Source organism: Streptoverticillium olivoreticuli subsp. olivoreticuli (assembly GCF_003391135.1).
Lineage (GTDB): Bacteria > Actinomycetota > Actinomycetes > Streptomycetales > Streptomycetaceae > Streptomyces > Streptomyces blastmyceticus.
In genome coordinates this window covers 8,395,230-8,414,329 of record NZ_CP031455.1, presented here as the reverse complement: position 1 = coordinate 8,414,329, position 19,100 = coordinate 8,395,230, and the positions used below count along the sequence as shown (strand labels likewise).

11 protein-coding genes are annotated in these 19,100 nt (G+C 73.3%); 7 read left to right on the top strand and 4 right to left on the bottom strand.

Annotated elements, in window-relative coordinates; translation table 11 throughout:
* Nucleotides 1-12: 12 nt before the first annotated feature.
* The 4 genes from DXZ73_RS36060 to DXZ73_RS36045 all read right to left on the bottom strand — a co-directional run bounded on the left by DXZ73_RS36060 (nt 13) and on the right by DXZ73_RS36045 (nt 9,086).
* A complete protein-coding gene (locus tag DXZ73_RS36060) occupies nt 13-2,739 on the bottom strand; it encodes a helix-turn-helix transcriptional regulator (protein ID WP_116215121.1) in 2,727 nt (908 codons plus the stop codon).
* The gene (locus DXZ73_RS36055) at nt 2,736-5,348 is read right to left on the bottom strand and encodes an AAA family ATPase (protein WP_116215120.1); all 2,613 of its coding nucleotides are present in this window, start codon (nt 5,346-5,348) and stop codon (nt 2,736-2,738) included. The genes DXZ73_RS36060 and DXZ73_RS36055 overlap by 4 nt, the downstream gene beginning before the upstream one ends.
* Nucleotides 5,348-8,158, bottom strand: coding sequence for a helix-turn-helix transcriptional regulator (locus tag DXZ73_RS36050; RefSeq protein WP_162890467.1), 2,811 nt, complete (start codon nt 8,156-8,158; stop codon nt 5,348-5,350). Before DXZ73_RS36050 ends, DXZ73_RS36055 begins: the two co-directional genes overlap by 1 nt.
* Nucleotides 8,159-8,375: 217 nt before the next feature.
* A complete protein-coding gene (locus DXZ73_RS36045) occupies nt 8,376-9,086 on the bottom strand; it encodes a LuxR C-terminal-related transcriptional regulator (RefSeq protein WP_425315940.1) in 711 nt (236 codons plus the stop codon).
* 614 nt (nt 9,087-9,700) lie between these two features.
* Between DXZ73_RS36045 and DXZ73_RS36040 the strand changes: the two genes are divergently transcribed.
* From DXZ73_RS36040 to DXZ73_RS36010, 7 genes are all read left to right on the top strand, one after another.
* Nucleotides 9,701-11,077 (top strand): glycosyltransferase, encoded by a 1,377-nt coding sequence (locus DXZ73_RS36040; protein WP_116215118.1) that lies wholly within the window; start codon nt 9,701-9,703, stop codon nt 11,075-11,077.
* 44 nt (nt 11,078-11,121) lie between these two features.
* Nucleotides 11,122-12,180 (top strand): DegT/DnrJ/EryC1/StrS family aminotransferase, encoded by a 1,059-nt coding sequence (locus DXZ73_RS36035; RefSeq protein ID WP_116215117.1) that lies wholly within the window; start codon nt 11,122-11,124, stop codon nt 12,178-12,180.
* Between the two features lie 26 nt (nt 12,181-12,206).
* Nucleotides 12,207-13,385 (top strand): cytochrome P450, encoded by a 1,179-nt coding sequence (locus DXZ73_RS36030; RefSeq protein ID WP_116215116.1) that lies wholly within the window; start codon nt 12,207-12,209, stop codon nt 13,383-13,385.
* Between the two features lie 79 nt (nt 13,386-13,464).
* Complete coding sequence (locus tag DXZ73_RS36025) at nt 13,465-13,659, top strand: ferredoxin (RefSeq protein ID WP_116215115.1); 195 nt, start codon at nt 13,465-13,467, stop codon at nt 13,657-13,659.
* Between the two features lie 69 nt (nt 13,660-13,728).
* A complete protein-coding gene (locus DXZ73_RS36020; protein WP_240351645.1) occupies nt 13,729-17,019 on the top strand; it encodes a type I polyketide synthase in 3,291 nt (1,096 codons plus the stop codon).
* A gap of 123 nt (nt 17,020-17,142) precedes the next feature.
* A complete protein-coding gene (locus tag DXZ73_RS36015; protein ID WP_240351644.1) occupies nt 17,143-18,123 on the top strand; it encodes an ATP-binding cassette domain-containing protein in 981 nt (326 codons plus the stop codon).
* A gap of 43 nt (nt 18,124-18,166) precedes the next feature.
* Nucleotides 18,167-19,024: an ABC transporter permease gene (locus DXZ73_RS36010; RefSeq protein ID WP_116215114.1), complete on the top strand. Its 858-nt coding sequence runs from the start codon at nt 18,167-18,169 to the stop codon at nt 19,022-19,024.
* The last annotated feature ends 76 nt before the right edge of the window (nt 19,025-19,100 follow it).

The window sequence follows — 19,100 nt, the reverse complement described above, 5'->3', positions numbered from 1 at the left end:
GTACCGTACGGCTCAGTCGCCCTCCGGCCCGGGCAGCAGCGGTGCCAGCACGGCCAGTTCGGACCGTCCGGCGACGTGGAGCTTGCGGTAGGCGCTGGTGAGGTGCTTCTCCACGGCTCGGGAGCTCACCTCGAGCCGTTCGGCGATCTCCTTGTTGGGCGTGCCGTGGGCGGCGAGCCCGGCGACCCTGCGTTCGGCCCGGGTGAGCGCCGCCACCGCCATCGGGTTCCGGGAACCGGCCGGGTCGGCGAGTTCCCGGCACGCCTGGTCGGCGATCCACGGCACGCCGCAGGAGAGGGCCTGGTCGCGGGCCCGGCGCAGCCGGACCTCGCCCTCGGCGAATCGGCCCGCGGCCAGCAGCCGCCGGCCGAGGAGCAGGTCGGTCCGCGCCGATTCCATGGTGTTCACGGACCGCTCCAGGGTGTCGGCGGACTCGCGGAGCAGCTCGATGCCCCGCTCCCCCGCCGTGATCACGCCCCGGACCCGCTGGGCGCGGCCGATGGCGGTGGGGGTGCCCCAGGCCACGGACCGTTCGTACTCCTCGTCGGCGAGGTCGTGGGCCGGCTGGAGCCGGCCCAGCCGGTGCTGGAGCCCGGCCGCCCAGGCGCGCCAGGGGGCGATGGCGGGGTTGCGCCAGTCGGCGCGTTCCGCCGAGCGGCCCCAGTCGAGGACGTACTCCAGGGCCGTGGCCGGGTCTCCCTTGACCGCCGCGACGGAGCCCCGGAGGAGTTGGAGGGGGGAGGGCCGGAAGTCGTGGTCGGCGGTCTCGTGCCGGTGGGCGAGCAGGCGCCGGGTCAGTCCGGCGTCCCGGCTGTGGAGGGCGACCGTGACGACGGCGGTCAGGGAGGGCAGCGTGGCCCACTCGGTCACGCCGAGGGCGAGGGCCTCCTCGGTGTGGGCCCTGGCGTCCTGCAGCCGTCCCCGGGCCAGCAGGGTGTGGGCGAGCTCGACGGCGATCGTCGCCTGGGGGACGGGAGTCGCGTCCCGGCGGGCGCGTTCCCGCGCGGTCGTCAGCCAGGGGCCGATGACCTCCAGCGATTCCGCTGCCGTCAGTACGGCGCACAGGAGGGTCAGCGCGGTGTGGACGTGGTCGGGGGCCGCGGGTTCGTGCTGGAGGACGCGGTTGGCCTGGGCGGCGGCCTCCGCGGCGGTCATCCGCTGGGTCACGGTGGCGCCGTGCAGGAGCACGGCGGCCAGTTCGCGTTCGGCGGCGGTGTGCATCGGGGGCGTACCGCCGAGAGCCCGTAACCGCTCGGCGCAGCGGGCGAGCTCGCCGGGTCCGGCCACGGCGACATGGCGCAGCCGGGCCTCCAGCCGCAGGGCGGCCTGGCGTTCGACACCGGTGAGGCGGTCCGGGTCGCCCAGGTCTGCGGCCACCTTGGCGACGGTGTCGATGACCGGCGGGGGGCAGCCGCCGAGCAGGGAGGGCGTGGTACGGGCGGCGGCGAGCGCGCGCCCCGTGGGTGTGGGGAGCAGGAGGAGCGCCTGGGAGAGGAGGCGCAGGGCGGCCTGCGGGTCGACGTCGCGCTCCGATGTGGCCAGGTCGAGCAGCAGGGCCGCCCGGTCGGCGCCGGACGACGAGCTGCAGAGCAGGGCGCGGCGCAGGTAGCAGGCGGCTTGTGCGGGGGCTCCGCGCCGCCGTGCGGCGGTCGCGGCGGACCGCAGCACCTCGACGGTCCAGCCGTTGGTGCCCGAGGTGACGGCGAGGAGCTGGGCGGCGGCGCGTTCGGCCGGGTGGCCGCCGCTGTAGAGCAGTTGGGCGGCGCGCAGGTGGATGTCCTCGTGTTCCGCGAGTGTCATCGACTCCTCGGCGGCTTCCCGTACGGACGGGTGGACGAAGCGGGGCGCGGGGCCGTCGGTCAGCAGGCCGAGGCGGCGCAGGCAGCGGGCGGCCTCCTCGCTGCCCGCGGTGTCCAGTTCCGCGAGACGGCCGGCCAGTTCGAGTCCGTCCTCCTCGTCGAGGACCGCCAGTGCCCGGGCGAGGCGGCGTACCGGTCCGGGCTGGGAGCGCAGGGCGACGGCGAGGCGCTCGCGCAGCGCCACGTACCGGGGTTCCGGCCCGTCGGACGGCCCGTCCGGGGTGAGGTCGGCCAGGGCCGCGGTGAGGAACAGGGGGTTGCCGCCCGACGCCTCGTGGCGGGCGGCGACCTGCGCGGGGCGGCCCGGGCGGCCCAGGTGGTCGGCGACGAGGGCGGCGACGGCCTCCACCGACAGCGGGGCCAACCAGAGGCAGGAGGCGGCGCGTTCGACGAGTGCCTGTACGGGTGGCGCGTCCGCGCCCGGCTCGCCCTCCCGCACGCTGACGATCACGGTGACGCGCAGGCCCGGCAGCCGTCCGGCGAGCCCGCCGAGCCAGCGCAGGGAGGCGGGGTCGGCCCACTGGAGGTCGTCCACGAGGATCAGCAGGGGCTTGTCCGCGCTGTACTCGACGACGTGGGAGAGGAGGTCGGCGGACCGGTCCGGGCCGGGGTCGAGGTCGAGGGACCGGCAGCCGGGAAGCGGGTCGAGGAGCCGGCTCACGACGCCCAGGGGGAAGTCCTGTTCCTGTGCCGCGCAGCCGACGGTCAGGGCGCGCAGGCCGCGCGGTCCGGCGAGCGCGGGCAACCCTCGCAGCAGGGCGGTCTTTCCGCTGCCGATGCCGCCGGCCACGGCCAGCAGACGGCCCTCGCCCCGGTGGGCGGACTCCATCGCAGCGGTGATCAGGTCGAGTTCGCGTTGCCGGCCGCGAAGGGGTGTCATGGTCTCGCTTTCGGTCGGTGCCCCAGCGCGGCGGCCAGTTCGGGCCGGCCCTGGATGCCCAGCTTGCGGTAGGTCTTGGTCAGGTGCAGTTCGACGGCGCGCGGGGTGACGAACAGCTCGGCCGCGATGGCCCGGTTGGGCATGCCGTCGGCGGCCAGTACGGCCACCCGCCGTTCGGCGGCGGTCAGTTCCCGCCGGGGCGCCGGCGTGGTGGCGGACGGCCGGTCGTCGCGGGGATGGGCGGTGCGGCGGCCGGACGGGGCGGCGGCGGGGGGCCATTCGCCGTCCGCCGGGGCGTCTGGGGCGCCCCAGGCGCGTACGAGGTGCTGTTCCTCGGCGAGCAGGGCGACGGCCACGGGGTCGGAGGGCGAGGCGCAGGCCGAGGCGGCAGCCCAACGCCAGGGCAGGAAGGCGGGGTTGGTCACCTGCCGGGCGAGCAGCCTGCGGCCGCACTCCAGCAGATCGGCCAGGGCCTGTTCCCGGCGGTCGCGCGCCAGGTGGGTCCGGCCGCGGGCGTAGCACAGGAGGGCGCCGGTCAGTCCGGCCCCGGTGCCGTGCGCGCCGACCGGGGTGAGCAGCCGTTCGGCCTCGTCCGGCTCGCCCCGTTCCAGCCGCAGCAGGGCCGCGAGGGCGGTCAGCCCCGGAGTGGGGAACGGGGACCCGCGGTGGCCGGGCATGGCCTCCCGGGCCCGGTCCAGCACGTCCGAGGCGGCGTCGGGCCGTCCCCTGCCCAGTTCGGCGAGACCGCTGACGAGCAGGGCCAGGCCGGCCACCGGCCGCACGTCCGCGTACCGGGCCTCCACCACCACGGTGTCGAGGGCGGTACGGGCCTCGTCGTGGTCGCCGCTGAGCACCAGCGCGTGGCAGGCCGCCACCCGGAGGAGGAGCGGCGCGCCACGGTGGGCGTCCGGGGCGAGGGCGGTGCGGGCCAGCCGGCGGGCGCGGCCGATGTCCTGGCCGCGCAGGGCGGTGCGCCAGGCCGCGGCGGCGGCTTCCGCCGGTCCGGCGGGCCGCGGGGGCAGCGGCGGGACGGGGGCGCGGTCCAGCTCGTGGGCGGCTTCCGGTTCGCTCTGCTCCGCGAGCCAGTACAGGGCGCGCAGGGCGCTCGCGTCGTCGCCGTCCGGTGCGGCACGCCCGGCGGCCCAGGCGATCACCGGCTGAGCGGCGGCCGTGTCGCCGTGGGCCACCAGGAGTTCGGCGGTGCGGACGGAGGCGGGTCCGGCCGTGGGGCCGACGGACGCGAGCAGGGCCTGGCGCAGGTGCCGGTCGGCCGCTTCGAAGTCGGAGGGCAGGACGACGGCCGCGAGTTCGGTCAGCAGGTCGGCGCGCAGGTCGGGCGGCACCGGTTCGAGCAGGGCACGCCGCAGCAGCCGGGCGGCGTCGGCCGGCCGGCCGGCGGCGCGGTGGCGGGCCGCCTCGCCGCGCAGGAGTACGGCGGCCCAGTCGGCGCCGCCGGGCCGCGCGTTCAGCAGCATGCGGGCCACCGCGCTGTCGGGGGCGGCGGTCCGGTACGCCCACGCGGCGGCCCGGCTGTGGAGTTCCTCGCGGCTGCGGACGCTCAGGCCGGCCAGGACGGTCCCGGCCGCCGCCGGGTGCCGGAAAGCGGGCCGGTCGCCGGGGACCAGCAGGCCGGTCCCGGAGAGCAGGGCGAGGGCGTGGGGGGCGCGCGCCCCGGCGAGCGCGGTGATCATGGAGTGGGTGCAGTCGGGCCCGGCGGCCGCGACGACGCGCAGGACGTCGCGGAGTTCCTCGGGCAGCTCGGCGAGGAGGTACCGGGTGCGCTGCCGGACGGACTCCGCGGCGCAGTCGGCGAGTCGGTGCAGGTGATCGGCGGTCGGCTGCCAGTCGTGGCGTGCGAACCGGCTGACGACCGAGCGCAGCAGCGCGGGGTTTCCGTCGACGGCGCGTATCGCCGCCTCCTGGAACGCGGGGTCGGCCGGCGTGTGCCAGGCCCGGTCGAGGAGCCGGCCGACGGCCGGGTCCGGCAACGGGCCGAGGGGAAGGACGTGCCGGTCGACGGTCCGGTCGCCGTCCAGCGGGCAGGGGGCGATGCGGTCGTCGGGGCCGGCGGGTGAGGCGTCGCTGCGGGCGGTGAGCAGCATCAGGGAGGTGCCCGCGAGGCGGCGGGCGAGGCTCTGCAGCCAGCGCAGCGACTCCGGGTCGGCCCACTGGACGTCGTCGACGACGAGGAGCAGCGGCTCGGTGCGGGCGGCGGCGAGGAACTCACGGCAGAGGGCGGCCCGTTCGTCGTCCGGTACGCCGGGCCGGGGCGGCGGTGCCGTGGCGTGGCCGCCGCGTGCCAGGGCGCCGCGCAGTTGCCCGGCGAGGCCGTAGGGCACGCCGGCTTCCTCCGGGCACGCCTGGGCGGCGACGGCCCGGACGCCGGCCCGTCCGGCCAGGACGACCGCGCGGTCCAGCAGGGCGCTGCGGCCGATGCCGGGCGGGCCGTGCACCTCGGCGAGCGCGGGCCGGCCCTGGCTCAGCCGCTGCAGCGCGGCGGAGAGCAGGGCCTCTTCCTCCTCGCGTCCGGCGAGTGGCGAGGATTCGTCCGGGCCGCCGCCGGGCGGCCGGGCGGTGGGGGGCGGGGTCGTGCCTGTTGTCCCGGTCATCAGCCCGCCGCCAGCAGGTCGGCGGGGCGGAGGCCGTCGGGCAGTTCGGCGCGGCCGCGTACGTCGAGTTTGCGGTAGACGTTGGTCAGGTGCATCTCCACGGTGCGGGTGGTGACGAACAACGTCTCGGCGATCTTCTTGTTGCTCGCTCCGTCCTGGGCCAGGGCGGCCACGCGGCGCTCGCTGTCGGTGAGGGAGTCGAGCGGGTTGGCAGCGAGCTGCGGCATCCGCCCGCCCGCGCTGACCAGCAGTCGGCGGGCGGTGGCGGCGAGCAGGTGGTACCCGCTGTGCGTGGCTCTTTCGATGACGAGGCGCAGATGGCGGCGGGCGCCGTCGGCGTCGCCGTGGCGCAGCAGTTCGTGGCCGAGCTGGAATTCGGCCTTGGCGAGATCCAGGCGGGCCGGGGAGGAGGCCAGGGAGTCCACCGCGTCGCCGAGCAGCCGCAGCCGGGCGCGGCCCTCGGCGACGCAGGCGGCGGCGAGCAGGCCCTGACCGAGGGCCCGGGGGGTGCCCCAGCGCCGTACGGCCGGCTGGATCCGCTCGACGACCGCGGCGGCCTCGGCGGGCCTGCCTAGGCGGACGAGGGTGGTGACGGCGGGCAGCCACCAGGGGGCCATCACCGGGTTGGCCACGCCTGCTTCCTCCAGGCTGCGTCCGCACCGCTGCCACGCCGCCAGGGCGCCTTCCAGATCGCCTTGTTCGCGCAGGACCCGGCCCCGGACGTACAGGTAGTGGTGCCAGTCGAAGATGCGGCGTTCGAGCGCGGCGTCGGTGCGCACGACCTCGTCCAGTACCCGGCATGCCTCGGTGGTGAATCCCGCGGAGAGCAGGGAACCGCTCAGGGCGAGCCGGGGCGTGGGCGCGGGGTCGCCCGGCCAGGCCTGCTCGGCGAGCGCGACCGCGGCCCGCCCCTCGTCCAGGGCGCCGCCGATGTCGCCGGTGTCGTGGAGGGTGAGGGACCGTACGGACAGCGCCCCGACCCGTATCCACGCGCCGTGGCGGGCGGGGCCGCCGGCCCAGATGCGCTCCAGGCCGGCCAGTGCCTCGTCGGCGGCGTCCGCGTGGGCGAGGACGGTGGAGCAGCCCACGGTCCACCAGCCGGCGCCGCTGGTCTCCTCGACCCGCAGGGCCGTGCGGGCGAGTGCGGCCGTTTCCTCGGCCGGCCTGCCCTCCAGGCACGCCATGGCGCTCATGGCGGCCAGCAACTGGCGCTCGGCGGGGCTGTCGCCACGCGGCAGTGTCCAGGTGCGGGCCCGTTCGCGGGCCCGGTACATGGCCCTCTTGTCGTTGACGGCGGTGACCAGGAGTGCCGAGCCGATGGTGGTGCGGAGTTCGCGGTCGGCGGGCCCGGGGTCGGCGCCCAGGTCGGCGTTGAGGCCGTCCAGGACGAACCCGAGGGTGCGCACGGCGTCGGCCGCCTGGTGGGTCCCGACGGCCGAGAGGCCGTAGTCCATGGCGATGGCGGCCCTCTCCCGGGCGTCCGTGGCGACGGCCAGGGCCTCGTGCAGGTGCTCCAGCGCGGCGGCCGGATCCGTCGGGGCGTAGGCCCTCACCAACTCCCGGTGGATGTCCTTGCGTTCGGCCGCCGTCCGCCGTGCCGTCAGGGCGCGCCGCAGGCAGCCGAGGATGTGCCCGGTGGCGGCGTCTCCGGGTGCTTCGGCGATGGCGTCGCGGAGCACGGCGAGCATCCAGGGTTCGTCGATGCGTTCCAGGAGGAGGAGTTGGCCGACGATGTCGCCGACCGGCCGGCCGGCGTCGTTGAGCAGCCGGGCGGCCCGGGCCCGCAGCTCCTGCAGGGCGTCGGCCGGCACGTCGGCGAGGACGGCCTCGCGGAGGGGGTCGCACATGGCGGGCCCGCGTCCTGCGGTGACGACGACCTCGAACCGGCGCAGCACGCCCAGGGCGGCCTCCGCGCGCCGGCCGGAGACGCCCGCCAGCACGCTCAGCAGGTTGGGTTCGGCCTGGCCGAGGACGGCCAGGGCGGTGGCCACCTGCCGTACGGAGCGGGGCTGGATGGCCAGGAAGTCCGGGATCAGCGAGGCGAGTACGCCGCCGTGGACCGTGTGCAGCCGGCGCAGGCTGCCGCGGTCGGGGCGGATCCCGGCCGTGCGCAGTCCGGCGAGCAGCCGTCCGAGCAGCAGCGGGTTGCCGCCGCAGATCTCCGCGCAGCGCCGGGCGAAGTGCGGGTCCACGGGCCCGCCCAGCGCCCCCTCGATCATCCGGCCGGTGCCGGACTCGCTCATCGGCCCCAGCTCCAGCAGTGCGCACCGGTCCTGGGCCAGCAGTTCGGCCAGGACGGCGTCGCCGGAGCCGTCGCTCTGCGTGCGCTGGGCGAGGAGCACGAAGAGGGGGTGCGCGGCGACTCTGCGCAGGACGAAGTCCAGGCAGCGCAGGAGCTCTTCGTCGTACCCCTGGGCATCGTCGAGGACGAGGGCCAGCGGGCCGTCGGCCAGCAGGCGGAGGATGCGGCCGTGCAGCCGGCGGCACTCCGCGTACGGGTCGGGCGGCGCGGGCGACGGCTCGTCGGGTTCCGTCGGCACGGGCCCGCCGGGAAGGACCGGCAGGTCGGGGCCCCGGCCGGGTGCGGCCCCGCCGCCGATGGTGCGTACGGTGAAGCCGTCGGCCCGCAGGCGGGTGACGGCGGCGGCCAGCAGGCTGCTCCGGCCGATTCCGGCGGGGCCCTGGACCAGTACGGCCCGCGCGGTTCCCGCACGGGCCGTGGCGGCCTGCCGCAGCACACTGTTCAGTTCGGCGGAGCGGCCGACAAGGTCCTGGGACGACTCATGAGGTGTCTCGGTGCTGGCCGCCACAGCGTTCCTTTCGCGAAGCCGGCCGCGGCCTCGTTGACGATCGGCGCGCCGGCGGCCGGTCCCCGGGGGAATCGGCCTGCATGATCCAGTCGACATGACACTAAGGAGAGGAACTGGACAATTCCACAGGGCTTTGAGTCAGAGCGGGGAGATTTGGCCGGATTGGCGCCGTCGGGTGCGGGAGATTCCCGCACCCCGGCCCTCGCACCTCCTCACTTCACGAGGCCTTCTCTTCGCGCTTCACGAAGTCCTCCACGGCCTCGGGCGGCCAGGTGCCGACCTTGAGCACGCCCATGGAGTAGGCGCGGGAGACGAGCGCGGCGCGGTTGGGCACCTTCAACTTCCGCAGCAGACAGGTCACGTGGTATTCGATGCCGTGTGGGCTCAGATAGAGGCGTGAGGCCAGGGGGACGGTGGAAATGCCGGCGGCGATGCCCTCCAGGATGCGTGCGTCCATGGCGGACAGCACCTTCTTGCGGTTGGTGACCACACGCGTCCCCTCGGCATCCCCGGTCGTGGGCATCATGACGAGGATCGCGTTGGTGCCGGGCAGTCCGCCGCGCACCGCGACCGCGGTGAGGGGAACGGTGAAAGCGGACCCCTCACCGGGGCGCACGGCGATGACGGGGGTGACGAAGCGCTGGTGCTTGCCCTCGAGCAAGTGGGAGAACTGGCGCAACAGCGGCTGCTGGACGCTCGGGTGCACCACATCGCGGATACTGCGGCCGCACAGCTCCTCCGAGGAGCCGTTGAACTGCCGGAAGAACTCCTGGTTCGCCTGCTGGATGGTCAGGGCCGCGTCGAGCCCCGCCACGCACATGCCCGCCTGATCGGGCTGCTGGCGAACGTCCGTGCGGCCGCCCCGGTCCAACGGGTCGCCGTCCGCCTCGGACCGGGCCGAATCAATGAGCGTGGGGAGTGCATTCAACAAGAGAAGATCCCCTTCATGAAACTTCACGTGCTGGTGGGATTAGTCGAAGGCTAGTTAGCCATCGGTGCGGGGGGCAACGACCGCCATTGTGAAGTCGCTTAAACCTGCGGCTCGACCGGAAAAGGTTCGGTCGCGATCCGCCACTTCGGTGGCTCTGTACGGCCGAAATCGCGCCAATGGCCACCCTTTTACGCCACAGCCGGGCCAGGTTTTCACTCTCCGCACAGAAGCGGTCACCGTGCGGTGACATGTGGGGTTCGCGGGTGATACGGCAATGGGCGCCGGGCCGTGGCGGAGTGGCGTGTGAAGAACACATGACGGCAGCATTGAATTCACCGCCGGAATACGCGGACGAGCACGCGCCACTCCTGGTTGCCGCGTTCTCGATAAAAACGCGTCAAGTATCTTCCGGAACACCCGGGAACTCGGACCGACCGTTACCTGGGGACACGACACGCGCCACGCGGGCCGCCGGGAAACGAGGGACCGGGCCGCGGGCGGCGGAGTCTAAGGATTTCCCGGCGACCGGCGTGAGATCAAAGGTGAGTACGGCCAGCCGACCCGCACGGGGACGTGCTCGACGAGCCCCTGCCACCACCGAAAGGGAATACATGGACTCCGCCCGACGGCCGATCCTCTTCGTCAGCCTTCCGGAGAGCGGCCTGCTCAACCCGCTGCTCGTCCTGGCCGGCGAGCTCTCCCGCCAGGGAGTGGAGGACCTCTGGTTCGCCACCGACGAGCCGCGGCGTGACGACGTGAAGCGGATCGCGGAGCGCTCCCCGGTGGAGTTCGCCTCCCTGGGCGATGTCATCTCCGAACTGTCGGCGGTCACTTGGAGCGACGAGGTCTACCGCGAGGTCACCCAGAGCTCGCGCTTCAAGGCTCACCGCGCGGTCATCAAGCAGTCCTTCAAGCCCGGTCTGCAGGACGTGAAGTACCGCCGGCTCGCGGCCGTCGTCGACGAGGTGCAGCCGGCGCTGATGGTCATCGACTGCATCAGCGGCTTCGCGATCGACCTGGCCGTCGCCCGGGGGATCCCGTACGTGCTGAGCGTGCCGTTCCTGCCGAGCAATGTGCTGACGGCCTTCACCCCCTTCGGCAAGAGCTACACCCCGAAGGGCTTCCCCGTCCCGCACACCGGGCTGCCGGGCAGCATGAGCCTCGCCCAGCGCGTCAGCAACGAGCTGTTCAAGGTGCGGGGCGTCACGATGTTCTGCACGCCCAGGATGAGCCGGGTCCTCATGGCGGACCACCGGCGGCGCAAGTCGCTGGGCCTCCCGACGCTCACCCTCATGGCGAGGATCGAGCAGGCCGAGCTGATCCTGTGCAACTCGATCGCGGAGCTGGACTACCCCTTCGACATCCCCGAGAAGATGCGGCTGGTCGGCGCGATGGTGCCGCCGCTGCCCGAGGCCCCGGACGACGTGGACCTCTCGGGGTGGCTGGAAGCCCAGTCGTCCGTCGTCTACATAGGGCTCGGCACCATCACCCGGCTGACCCGGACGGAGGTCGCCTCCATCGTGGAGGTCGCCCGTCGGCTCGAAGGCCGGCACCAGGTGCTGTGGAAGCTGTCCAGGGAACAGCAGCAACTGCTGCCGCCCGAGGAGTCGCTGCCGGCCAACCTGCGCATCGAGAGCTGGGTTCCCTCGCAGCTCGATGTCCTGGCCCATCCGAACGTGAAGGTGTTCTTCACGCACGGCGGCGGCAACGGCTTCAACGAAGGCGTGTACTTCGGCAAGCCGCTCGTGGTGCGGCCGTTGTGGGTGGACTGCTTCGACCAGGCCGCCCGCGGCCGGGACTTCGGCATCAGCCTGACCCTGGACCGGCCGCAGACCATCCACCCCGGCGACGTCGTCGACAAGATCGAGCGAGTGCTGGGCACCCCCTCCTTCCGCGAGAACGCGGAGCGGCTCGGGGCCCTGCAGCGCGCGGCGGGCGGCCGGGAGGCGGCGGCCGCCCGGATTCTCGGGCTCCCGGCCCTGACATGAGCGCACACGAACACCCGCCACACACAAGGAGGAAGGAACCGACGATGTCGTTCACGTACCCGGTATCGAGGCCCGCCCTGGACGGCAGAGAGCTCGAATACGTCACCGCCACCGTCGAGGACGGCTGGATATCGTCCCAGGGACCGATGATCCAGCGCTTCGAGCGCGCCTTCGCGGACTACAACGCGGTCGCGCACGGTGTCGCCTGTTCCTCCGGGACGGCCGCCCTCACCCTGGCCCTGCGGGCCCTGGGCATCGGCCCGGGGGACGAGGTGATCGTCCCCGAGTTCACCATGATCGCCTGCGCGTGGGCGGTCACCTACACCGGCGCGACGCCCGTGTTCGTCGACTGCGCGGACGACCTGAACATCGACGTCACCCGCATCGAGGAGAAGATCACCGCACGGACGAAGGCGATCATGCCCGTCCACATCTACGGCCGGCGCTGCGACATGGACGCGATCATGGACATCGCGTACCAGTACAACCTGCGCGTGGTGGAGGACTGCGCCGAGGCCCACGGCGTCCGCCCGGTCGCGGACATCGCCTGTTACTCGCTCTTCGCCAACAAGATCATCACCTCGGGCGAAGGAGGTATCTGCCTCACCGACGACCCCAGGCTGGCCGGACAGCTGGAGCATCTGCGCGCCATGGCCTTCACCAAGGAACACAACTTCCTGCACAAGAAGGTCGCTTACAACTACCGGATGACCGCCATGCAGGCCGCCGTCGCCCTGGGCCAGGTCGAGCGGCTGGACGAGATCCTCGCGACGCGCCGCACGATCGAGAAGCGCTACGACGAGGGCCTCGCCGACGTCCCCGGCATCACACTGATGCCGCCCCGGGACGTGCTGTGGATGTACGACCTGCGGGCCGAACGCCGTGAGGAGCTACGGGCGTTCCTGGCCGACCAGTCCATCGAGACCCGGCTCTTCTTCAAGCCGATGAGCCGGCAGCCCATGTACCTCCACCCCGACTGGCCCTCGCTCAAGGCGAACGACTTCGCCGAGGACGGGCTGTACCTGCCCACCCACACCGGGCTGACCGCCGCCGACCAGGACTTCGTGATCGGCAGGATCCGCGCGTTCTACGGCGTCGGCTGACCGGCCCGTCCGAGAGGGATATCCACATGACGCAATCCGCACCACAGGTGGTCGACTTCCCGCTGCGCAGTCCCAGCGTGCCCTTCCCGCCACCCGGTTACGCCGACTACCGCGGGCAGGAGGGGCTGGTCCCCTCGCGGCTGCCCAACGGCGAACGGGTCTGGCTGGTCACCCGGCACGAGGACGTACGCGCCGTACTGACCAACCCGAAGATCAGCTCCAACCCCGAGCACAAGGGCTTCCCGAACGTCGGCGAGAGCCTGGGGGTGCCCAAGCAGGCGCAGATCCCGGGCTGGTTCGTGGGGCTGGACTCCCCGGAGCACGACCGGTTCCGCAAGGCGCTCATCCCGGAGTTCACCGTCCGGCGCGTCCGGGAGATGCGGCCGGCGATCGAGCTCACGGTCCAGGCGCGCCTGGACGCCATGCTGGCCGCCGGCGATTCCGCCGACCTCGTCGCCGACTTCGCGCTGCCCATCCCGTCCCTGGTGATCTCGTCGCTGCTCGGCGTGCCGCCGACCGACCGCGAGTTCTTCGAGTCCAGGACGCGCACCCTGGTCGCCATCCGCGCCTCGACCGACCAGCAGCGGCAGGCCGCCTCCAAGGATCTGCTGCGCTACATCGGCCGGCTGGTCGAGATCAAGGGGAAGTGGCCCGGCGACGACCTCGTCAGCCGGCTGCTGGCCACCGGTTCGATCGCCCCGCACGAGCTGTCGGGCGTGCTGATGCTCCTGCTCATCGCCGGCCACGAGACGACGGCCAACAACATCGCGCTCGGGGTGCTCACGCTCCTGACGAACCCTCAGTGGATCGGTGACGACCGGGTCGTGGAGGAGACGCTGCGCTTCCACTCGGTCGCCGACCTGGTGTCCCTGCGGGTGGCGGTCGAGGACGTGGAGATCTCCGGGCAGCTCGTCAGGGCGGGCGAGGGCATCGTGCCCCTGGTGGCCGCGGCCAACCACGACGAGAACAGCTTCGAGTGCCCCCATATGTTCGACCCCTCCAGGTCCGCCCGGCACCACGTGGCCTTCGGCTACGGCGTGCACCAGTGCCTGGGGCAGAACCTGGTGCGGGTCGAGATGGAGATCGCCTACCGGAAGCTCTTCGAGCGCATCCCGGATCTCCGGCTCGCCGTGCCCGCCGAGGGGCTGGCCTACAAGCACGACGGCGTGGTGCACGGTCTGCACGAACTGCCGGTCCGCTGGTAGACGCCACCCGGCCCCGCCCGCCGGACGCGCCGCAGGCCGCCCGGCGGGCCCGAACCCGACCCTCAGGAGAGAAACGCCAATGCGTATCACCGTCGACCCCGACCGCTGCGTGGGAGCGGGCCAGTGCGTGCTGTCCGCGCCGGAGGTCTTCGACCAGGACGAGGACGGGCTGGTCACCCTCGTCGGCGCCGGGCCCGGCGCCGCCAAGGAGTCCTCGGTCCGGCTCGCGGGTGCCCTGTGCCCGTCCCAGGCGATCACCGTGCACGAGGACTGACGTCCGACCCGGATGATCCGCCGACCGCGTCCCCCCACCGATGAAAGCACTTGAAAACCGGGAGTGAAGGTGTCCGTCAGCACAGATGACCACGCGATCGATCCGCCTGCCGCCCACCACGCACCGGCCATGGACGAACCGGTGGCGATCATCGGCATGGCCTGCCGGCTGCCCGGCGGAGCCGACTCCCCCCAGGCCCTGTGGGCCCTGCTCGCCGACGGGGCCCATGCGGTGTCCGGCTTCCCCGCCGACCGCGCCTGGGACCTCGACCGGCTCTTCGACGACGACCCCGACCGCCCCGGCACCACCTATGCGCGCGAAGGCGGCTTCCTGCACGACGCGGGCCACTTCGACGCGGGCTTCTTCGGCATGTCCGACCAGGAGGCGACGGCAACCGACCCACAGCAGCGGCTGCTCCTCGAAGTCGCCTGGGAGGCCTTCGAACAGGCGGGCATCGACCCGACGGCCCTGAAGGGAAGCCGCACCGGCGTGTTCACCGGCGCGATGCACCGCGACTACGCCGCCAACTCCCCCGTCGGACAGGGCGCGTTGGAGGGCATGCTCGGCGCCGGGACCGCCGGGAGCGCGGTCTCCGGACGCATCGCGTACACCTACGGGCTGGAGGGCCCCGCGCTGACGGTGGACACCGCCTCCTCGTCCTCCCTCGTCGCCCTGCACCTGGCCTGCCGGTCCCTGCGGTCGGGCGAGTCCTCCCTGGCGCTGGCCGGCGGCGTCACCGTCATGGCGTCACCGGCGCCGTTCACCCACTTCTCCCGGCTGCGCGCACTGTCCCGGGACTCCCGCTCGAAGGCCTACGCGGACGGCGCCGACGGCTCCGTCTGGTCCGAGGGTGCGGGGCTGCTCCTGTTGGAGCGGCTCGGCGACGCCCGGCGCAACGGGCACCGCGTCCTGGCGCTCGTACGGGGCTCCGCCGTGAACCAGGACGGCGCCTCCGACGGGCTCACCGCGCCGAACGGGCTCGCGCAGCAGCGCGTCATCCGTCAGGCCCTGGCCGACGCGCGGCTGGCGCCGCAGGACGTCGACGCCGTGGAGGGCCACGGCACCGGCACACCGCTCGGCGACCCCGTCGAGGTCCAGGCCCTGCTCGCCACGTACGGCAGGGAGCGGCCCGAGGGACACCCGCTGTGGCTGGGATCGGTGAAGTCGAACATCGGGCACACGCAGGCCGCCGCCGGAGCCGTCGGGGTCATCAAGACGGTGCTCGCGATGCACCACGGCCTGCTGCCCGAAACCCTGCACGTGGACGCGCCGACGTCCCGGGTGGACTGGTCCGCCGGCTCGGTACGCGTACTGACCGAGGCCCGGCCCTGGCCGCGGGAGAGCGGACGGCCGCGCCGGGCCGGCGTGTCCTCGTTCGGGCTCACCGGCACCAACGCCCATGTGATCCTGGAGGAAGCGCCGGCCGAGGACGTCCCGGAAACCGACACCGCGGAGATCCCGGAGCCGGACGGCGGGGCGACCGCGTCCTGGGTCCTGTCCGCCCGCAGCCGGGCGGCGCTCCGTGCGCAGGCACAACGGCTGGCCGAGCGCGTGCAGGCCGACCTCGGGCTGTCCGCGCAGGACGTCGCCTACTCGCTGGCCACCACGCGCGCCCGGCACAGGCACCGGGTCGTCATCAGCGGCTCCGGACGGGCGGAACTGCTGTCCTCGGCGGAAGGGTTCGGGAACGGCAAGCGGGCCGCCGGGGTCACCGCCGAGGACTCCCCGCCGGGCGGGCTGGCCATCGTCTTCCCCGGGCAGGGCGGCCAGCGGCCCGGCATGGGGCGCGCCGCGGCCGCGGCGTTCCCCGTGTTCGAATCCGCTCTGCACGAGGTGTGCGCCGCCATGGACCCGTTGCTGGAGCGGCCGCTCACCTCGGTGATGTGGGCGGACCCGGACTCCGAGGAGGCGGTACTCCTCGACGACGCCACCTACGCGCAACCGGCGCTGTTCGCCGTCCAGGTCGCCCTGTACCGGCTCTTCGAATCCTGGGGCGTAACCCCGGACTGCCTGGTGGGGCACTCGGCCGGCGAGACCACCGCCGTTCATCTGGCGGGCGGACTCGACCTCAAGGACGCGTGCATTCTGGCGGCGGCCCGGGGCAGGCTGATGGACGCGCTGCCGCCCGGCGGGGCGATGGCGGCGGTCCGCATCTCGGAGAGCGAAGTGGCCCCGTGGCTCGCCGGGTTGCCGGACCCCGTGTGGATCGCCTCCGTGAACGGGCCGCACTCCCTCGTGCTCTCGGGCGCCGAGGCACCCCTGGCCGCGCTCATGGACCGGCTCGACGCCGCAGGCCACAAGTCCCGGCGGGTCGCGGTGAGGGGCGCCGCCCACTCGCCGCTCATGGAACCCCTGCTGGAGGAGCTCGGCGCGATCGCCCGCACCCTCTCCTATGCCGCGCCCACCATCCCCGTCGTCTCGACCGTCACCGGCAGGCACATGACCACCGAGGACGCCCTCGATCCCGATCACTGGGTGCGGCACCTGCGGGATTCCGTGCGCTTCAAGGACGCGGTCGACAGGCTTCGGGACGATCGCGTCACCGGGTTCCTGGAGCTGGGCCCGCATCCGGCACTCACACCGATGATCGACGAGTGCCTGGAGTCCACCGATCCCGGCTACGGGGCCACCATCTCGCCGAGCCTGCGCGCCGGAGAGAGCGAGCCGCACGCCTTGCTCACGGCGGTCGCCCGGATGCACGCCCATGGCGTTCCCGTCGACTGGCGCGCGGTACTGCCCGGGGCGCGGCCCGTTCCCCTGCCGACCTACGCCTTCCAGCGACGGCGGTTCTGGCTGACGTCCGCTCCCGTGGACCCGGCGGCCGTCGCCGTCGTCACCGACGACAGATCGGGTGACGACGAGCCGTCGGAGCTCGCCGCCCGGCTGACCGGCCTCGACGAAGCCGAACAGGACGCGCTCATACGGGACTTGATCCTCACGGAGACCGCGGCGGTGCTCGGCGAGGAGGAGCCTTCGGCCGAGGCGGGCAGGGCCGCGTTCAAGGACATGGGCATCAGCTCGGTGAGCGCGGTCGAACTGCGCAACCGGCTCATCACGGCCACGGGCGTGCGGCTTCCCGCCACGCTCGTGTACGACCACCCCACGCCGGACGCCGTCGTCCGGCTCGTACGCGACAGGCTCTCGCGCACGGCCACCCCGGTGCGCGACATGGACACCGTCGTGGCCGAGCTGGAGTCCCTGCTCACGGAGGGCGCGGAGCTCTCCGCGGAGACGGTGGCGCGGCTCAAGGCGGTGACGGCGGGGCGGGACGGCGGCCCGGGCAGCTCCACCGAAGACGTTCTCGACCTGGCATCGGCCAGTGACGACGACCTGTTCCGCCTGATGGACGCGACGAGTTGACCGGCGGGCGCGGGTCCCTTCCCGGGGGCCCGCGCCCACTCTGCGCGGCCCCGGCATCCACGGCACACGCCGCCCGGAATTCCCCGCGCGGCACTCGGAACACTCATCTGCGGGAGATCAGCCATGAGCGGGCTCGCTCAACCCACCGCCCGGACGGGCGGAGACATCATGATCGAGGCGGACGGCGTCAGCAAGGTCTTCGGTTCCCTGCGCGCGCTGGACTCGGTGAGCGTATCCGCGCGCCGGGGCACCGTACTCGCTCTGCTCGGACACAACGGAGCGGGCAAGACCACGCTCGTCAATGTCCTCACCGCCGCCCTGCCGCCCAGTTCGGGACGGGCCGCGGTGGCCGGCTTCGACGTCTCGCGCGACCCGCACGAGGTGCGCAAACGCGTGGGGCTGACCGGCCAGTTCGCCTCGGTCGACGCCCAGCTCTCGGGGCGGGACAACCTCGTCCTGCTGGCCCGGCTGCTCGGCGCGGACCGCAAGTCGGCCCGCGCCAGGGCCGATGAGCTGCTGGAGCTGTTCGGCCTCCAGGACTTCGCGGCGCGCCGACCGGGCACGTACTCCGGCGGGCTGCGCCGGCGGCTCGACCTGGCCGCCTCCCTCGTCGGCCACCCGGACGTCGTCTTCCTCGACGAGCCGACGACGGGCCTGGACCCGTCGAGCCGGCTGAACCTGTGGGAGATCGTGGAAGACCTCGTCGCCGGGGGCACCACGGTCCTGCTCACGACGCAGTACCTCGACGAGGCGGACCGGCTCGCGGACTCCATCGCCGTGCTCTCAGCCGGCGCGGTGATCGCCAGCGGCACCGCCGCCGAGCTCAAGTCCAAGGTGGGCCAGCGCACCGTGACGGTGACCCCGGAGGACGGGACCGACCCGGCCGTGGCCTGCGAGGCCATACGGCGGGCGGGCCTGGAGCCGGTGGTGGACCGCGCGAACGGCACGATCGTCGTCGTCATCGAGGCCTCGAAGGACGCCGCGGTCGTGATCAGGGCCCTCGACGGGGCGGGGATCGAGGTCACGGAGCTGTCCTTCGGGGAACCGACCCTCGACGACGTCTACCTCACCCTGGCCGAGCGGCCCACCGGATTCGCCTCGTGACTCGCTCGTGTACATCGCTCAACGCACAGATCGTGGAGACTCCATGACCACACAACAGATCCTCGGAAAACCCGACTCAGCGCCGCCGGCCCCGGAAGACACACCGGGGCCGGCGATTGCGTGGGACGGCAGTTCGTTCCTCACCCAGGTCCGGATACTCACCGGCCGGTCGCTGAGGGCGCTGGTGACCGACCCCGGCGTGATCGTCTTCGGCCTGGCCCAGCCCGTGATCCTGCTGTTCATGCTGACCCAGGTGTTCAGCGGGATGGGCATGCCGCCGCACTTCCCCAAGGGGATCAGCTATCTCGACTTCGTGATGCCGGCGGTCCTGGTGGACAACGCGGTGCACTCCGCGATCCAGTCCGGGATCGGGGTGGTGGACGACCTCAAGAACGGCATGGTCGCCCGGCTGCGCTCCCTTCCCATCCACCCCAGTTCGCTGCTGATCGCCCGCAGCCTGTCGAACCTGGTCCGCGCCGCGGTGCAGATCGCGATCGTCATCGTGCTGGCCGTCACCGTTCTCGGCTACTCCCCCAAGGGCGGCGTGGGCAAGCTCCTCGCCTCGGCCGGGCTGGTGCTCTTCATCACCTGGACCCTGGGGTGGGCGTTCATCGCGGCCGCCGCGTGGCTGCGGCGGGCGGAGCCCATGCAGAACCTCGCGGTCATCGCGATCTTCCCGCTGCTGTTCGCTTCAAGCGCCTACATGCCGGTCGACGACCTGCCCACGTGGCTGGGCGCGGTCGCCAAGGCCAACCCCCTGACGTACGCGATCGACACGACGCGCGCCCTCGCGCTCGACCTGCCCGGCGCCGGGGCCGTGGTGCCCGCGTTGCTCATCAGCGTCGGTATCGCCGTCGTGGGCGGCGTACTCGCGGCGGTGGGCTTCCGCCGTCCGCTCTGAGCCGGCCGGCTTCCTCCGGCTCTTTCGGCTCCGCCGACGGTCCACAGTACGACAGCGGCCCATGACGAAGCGGCCC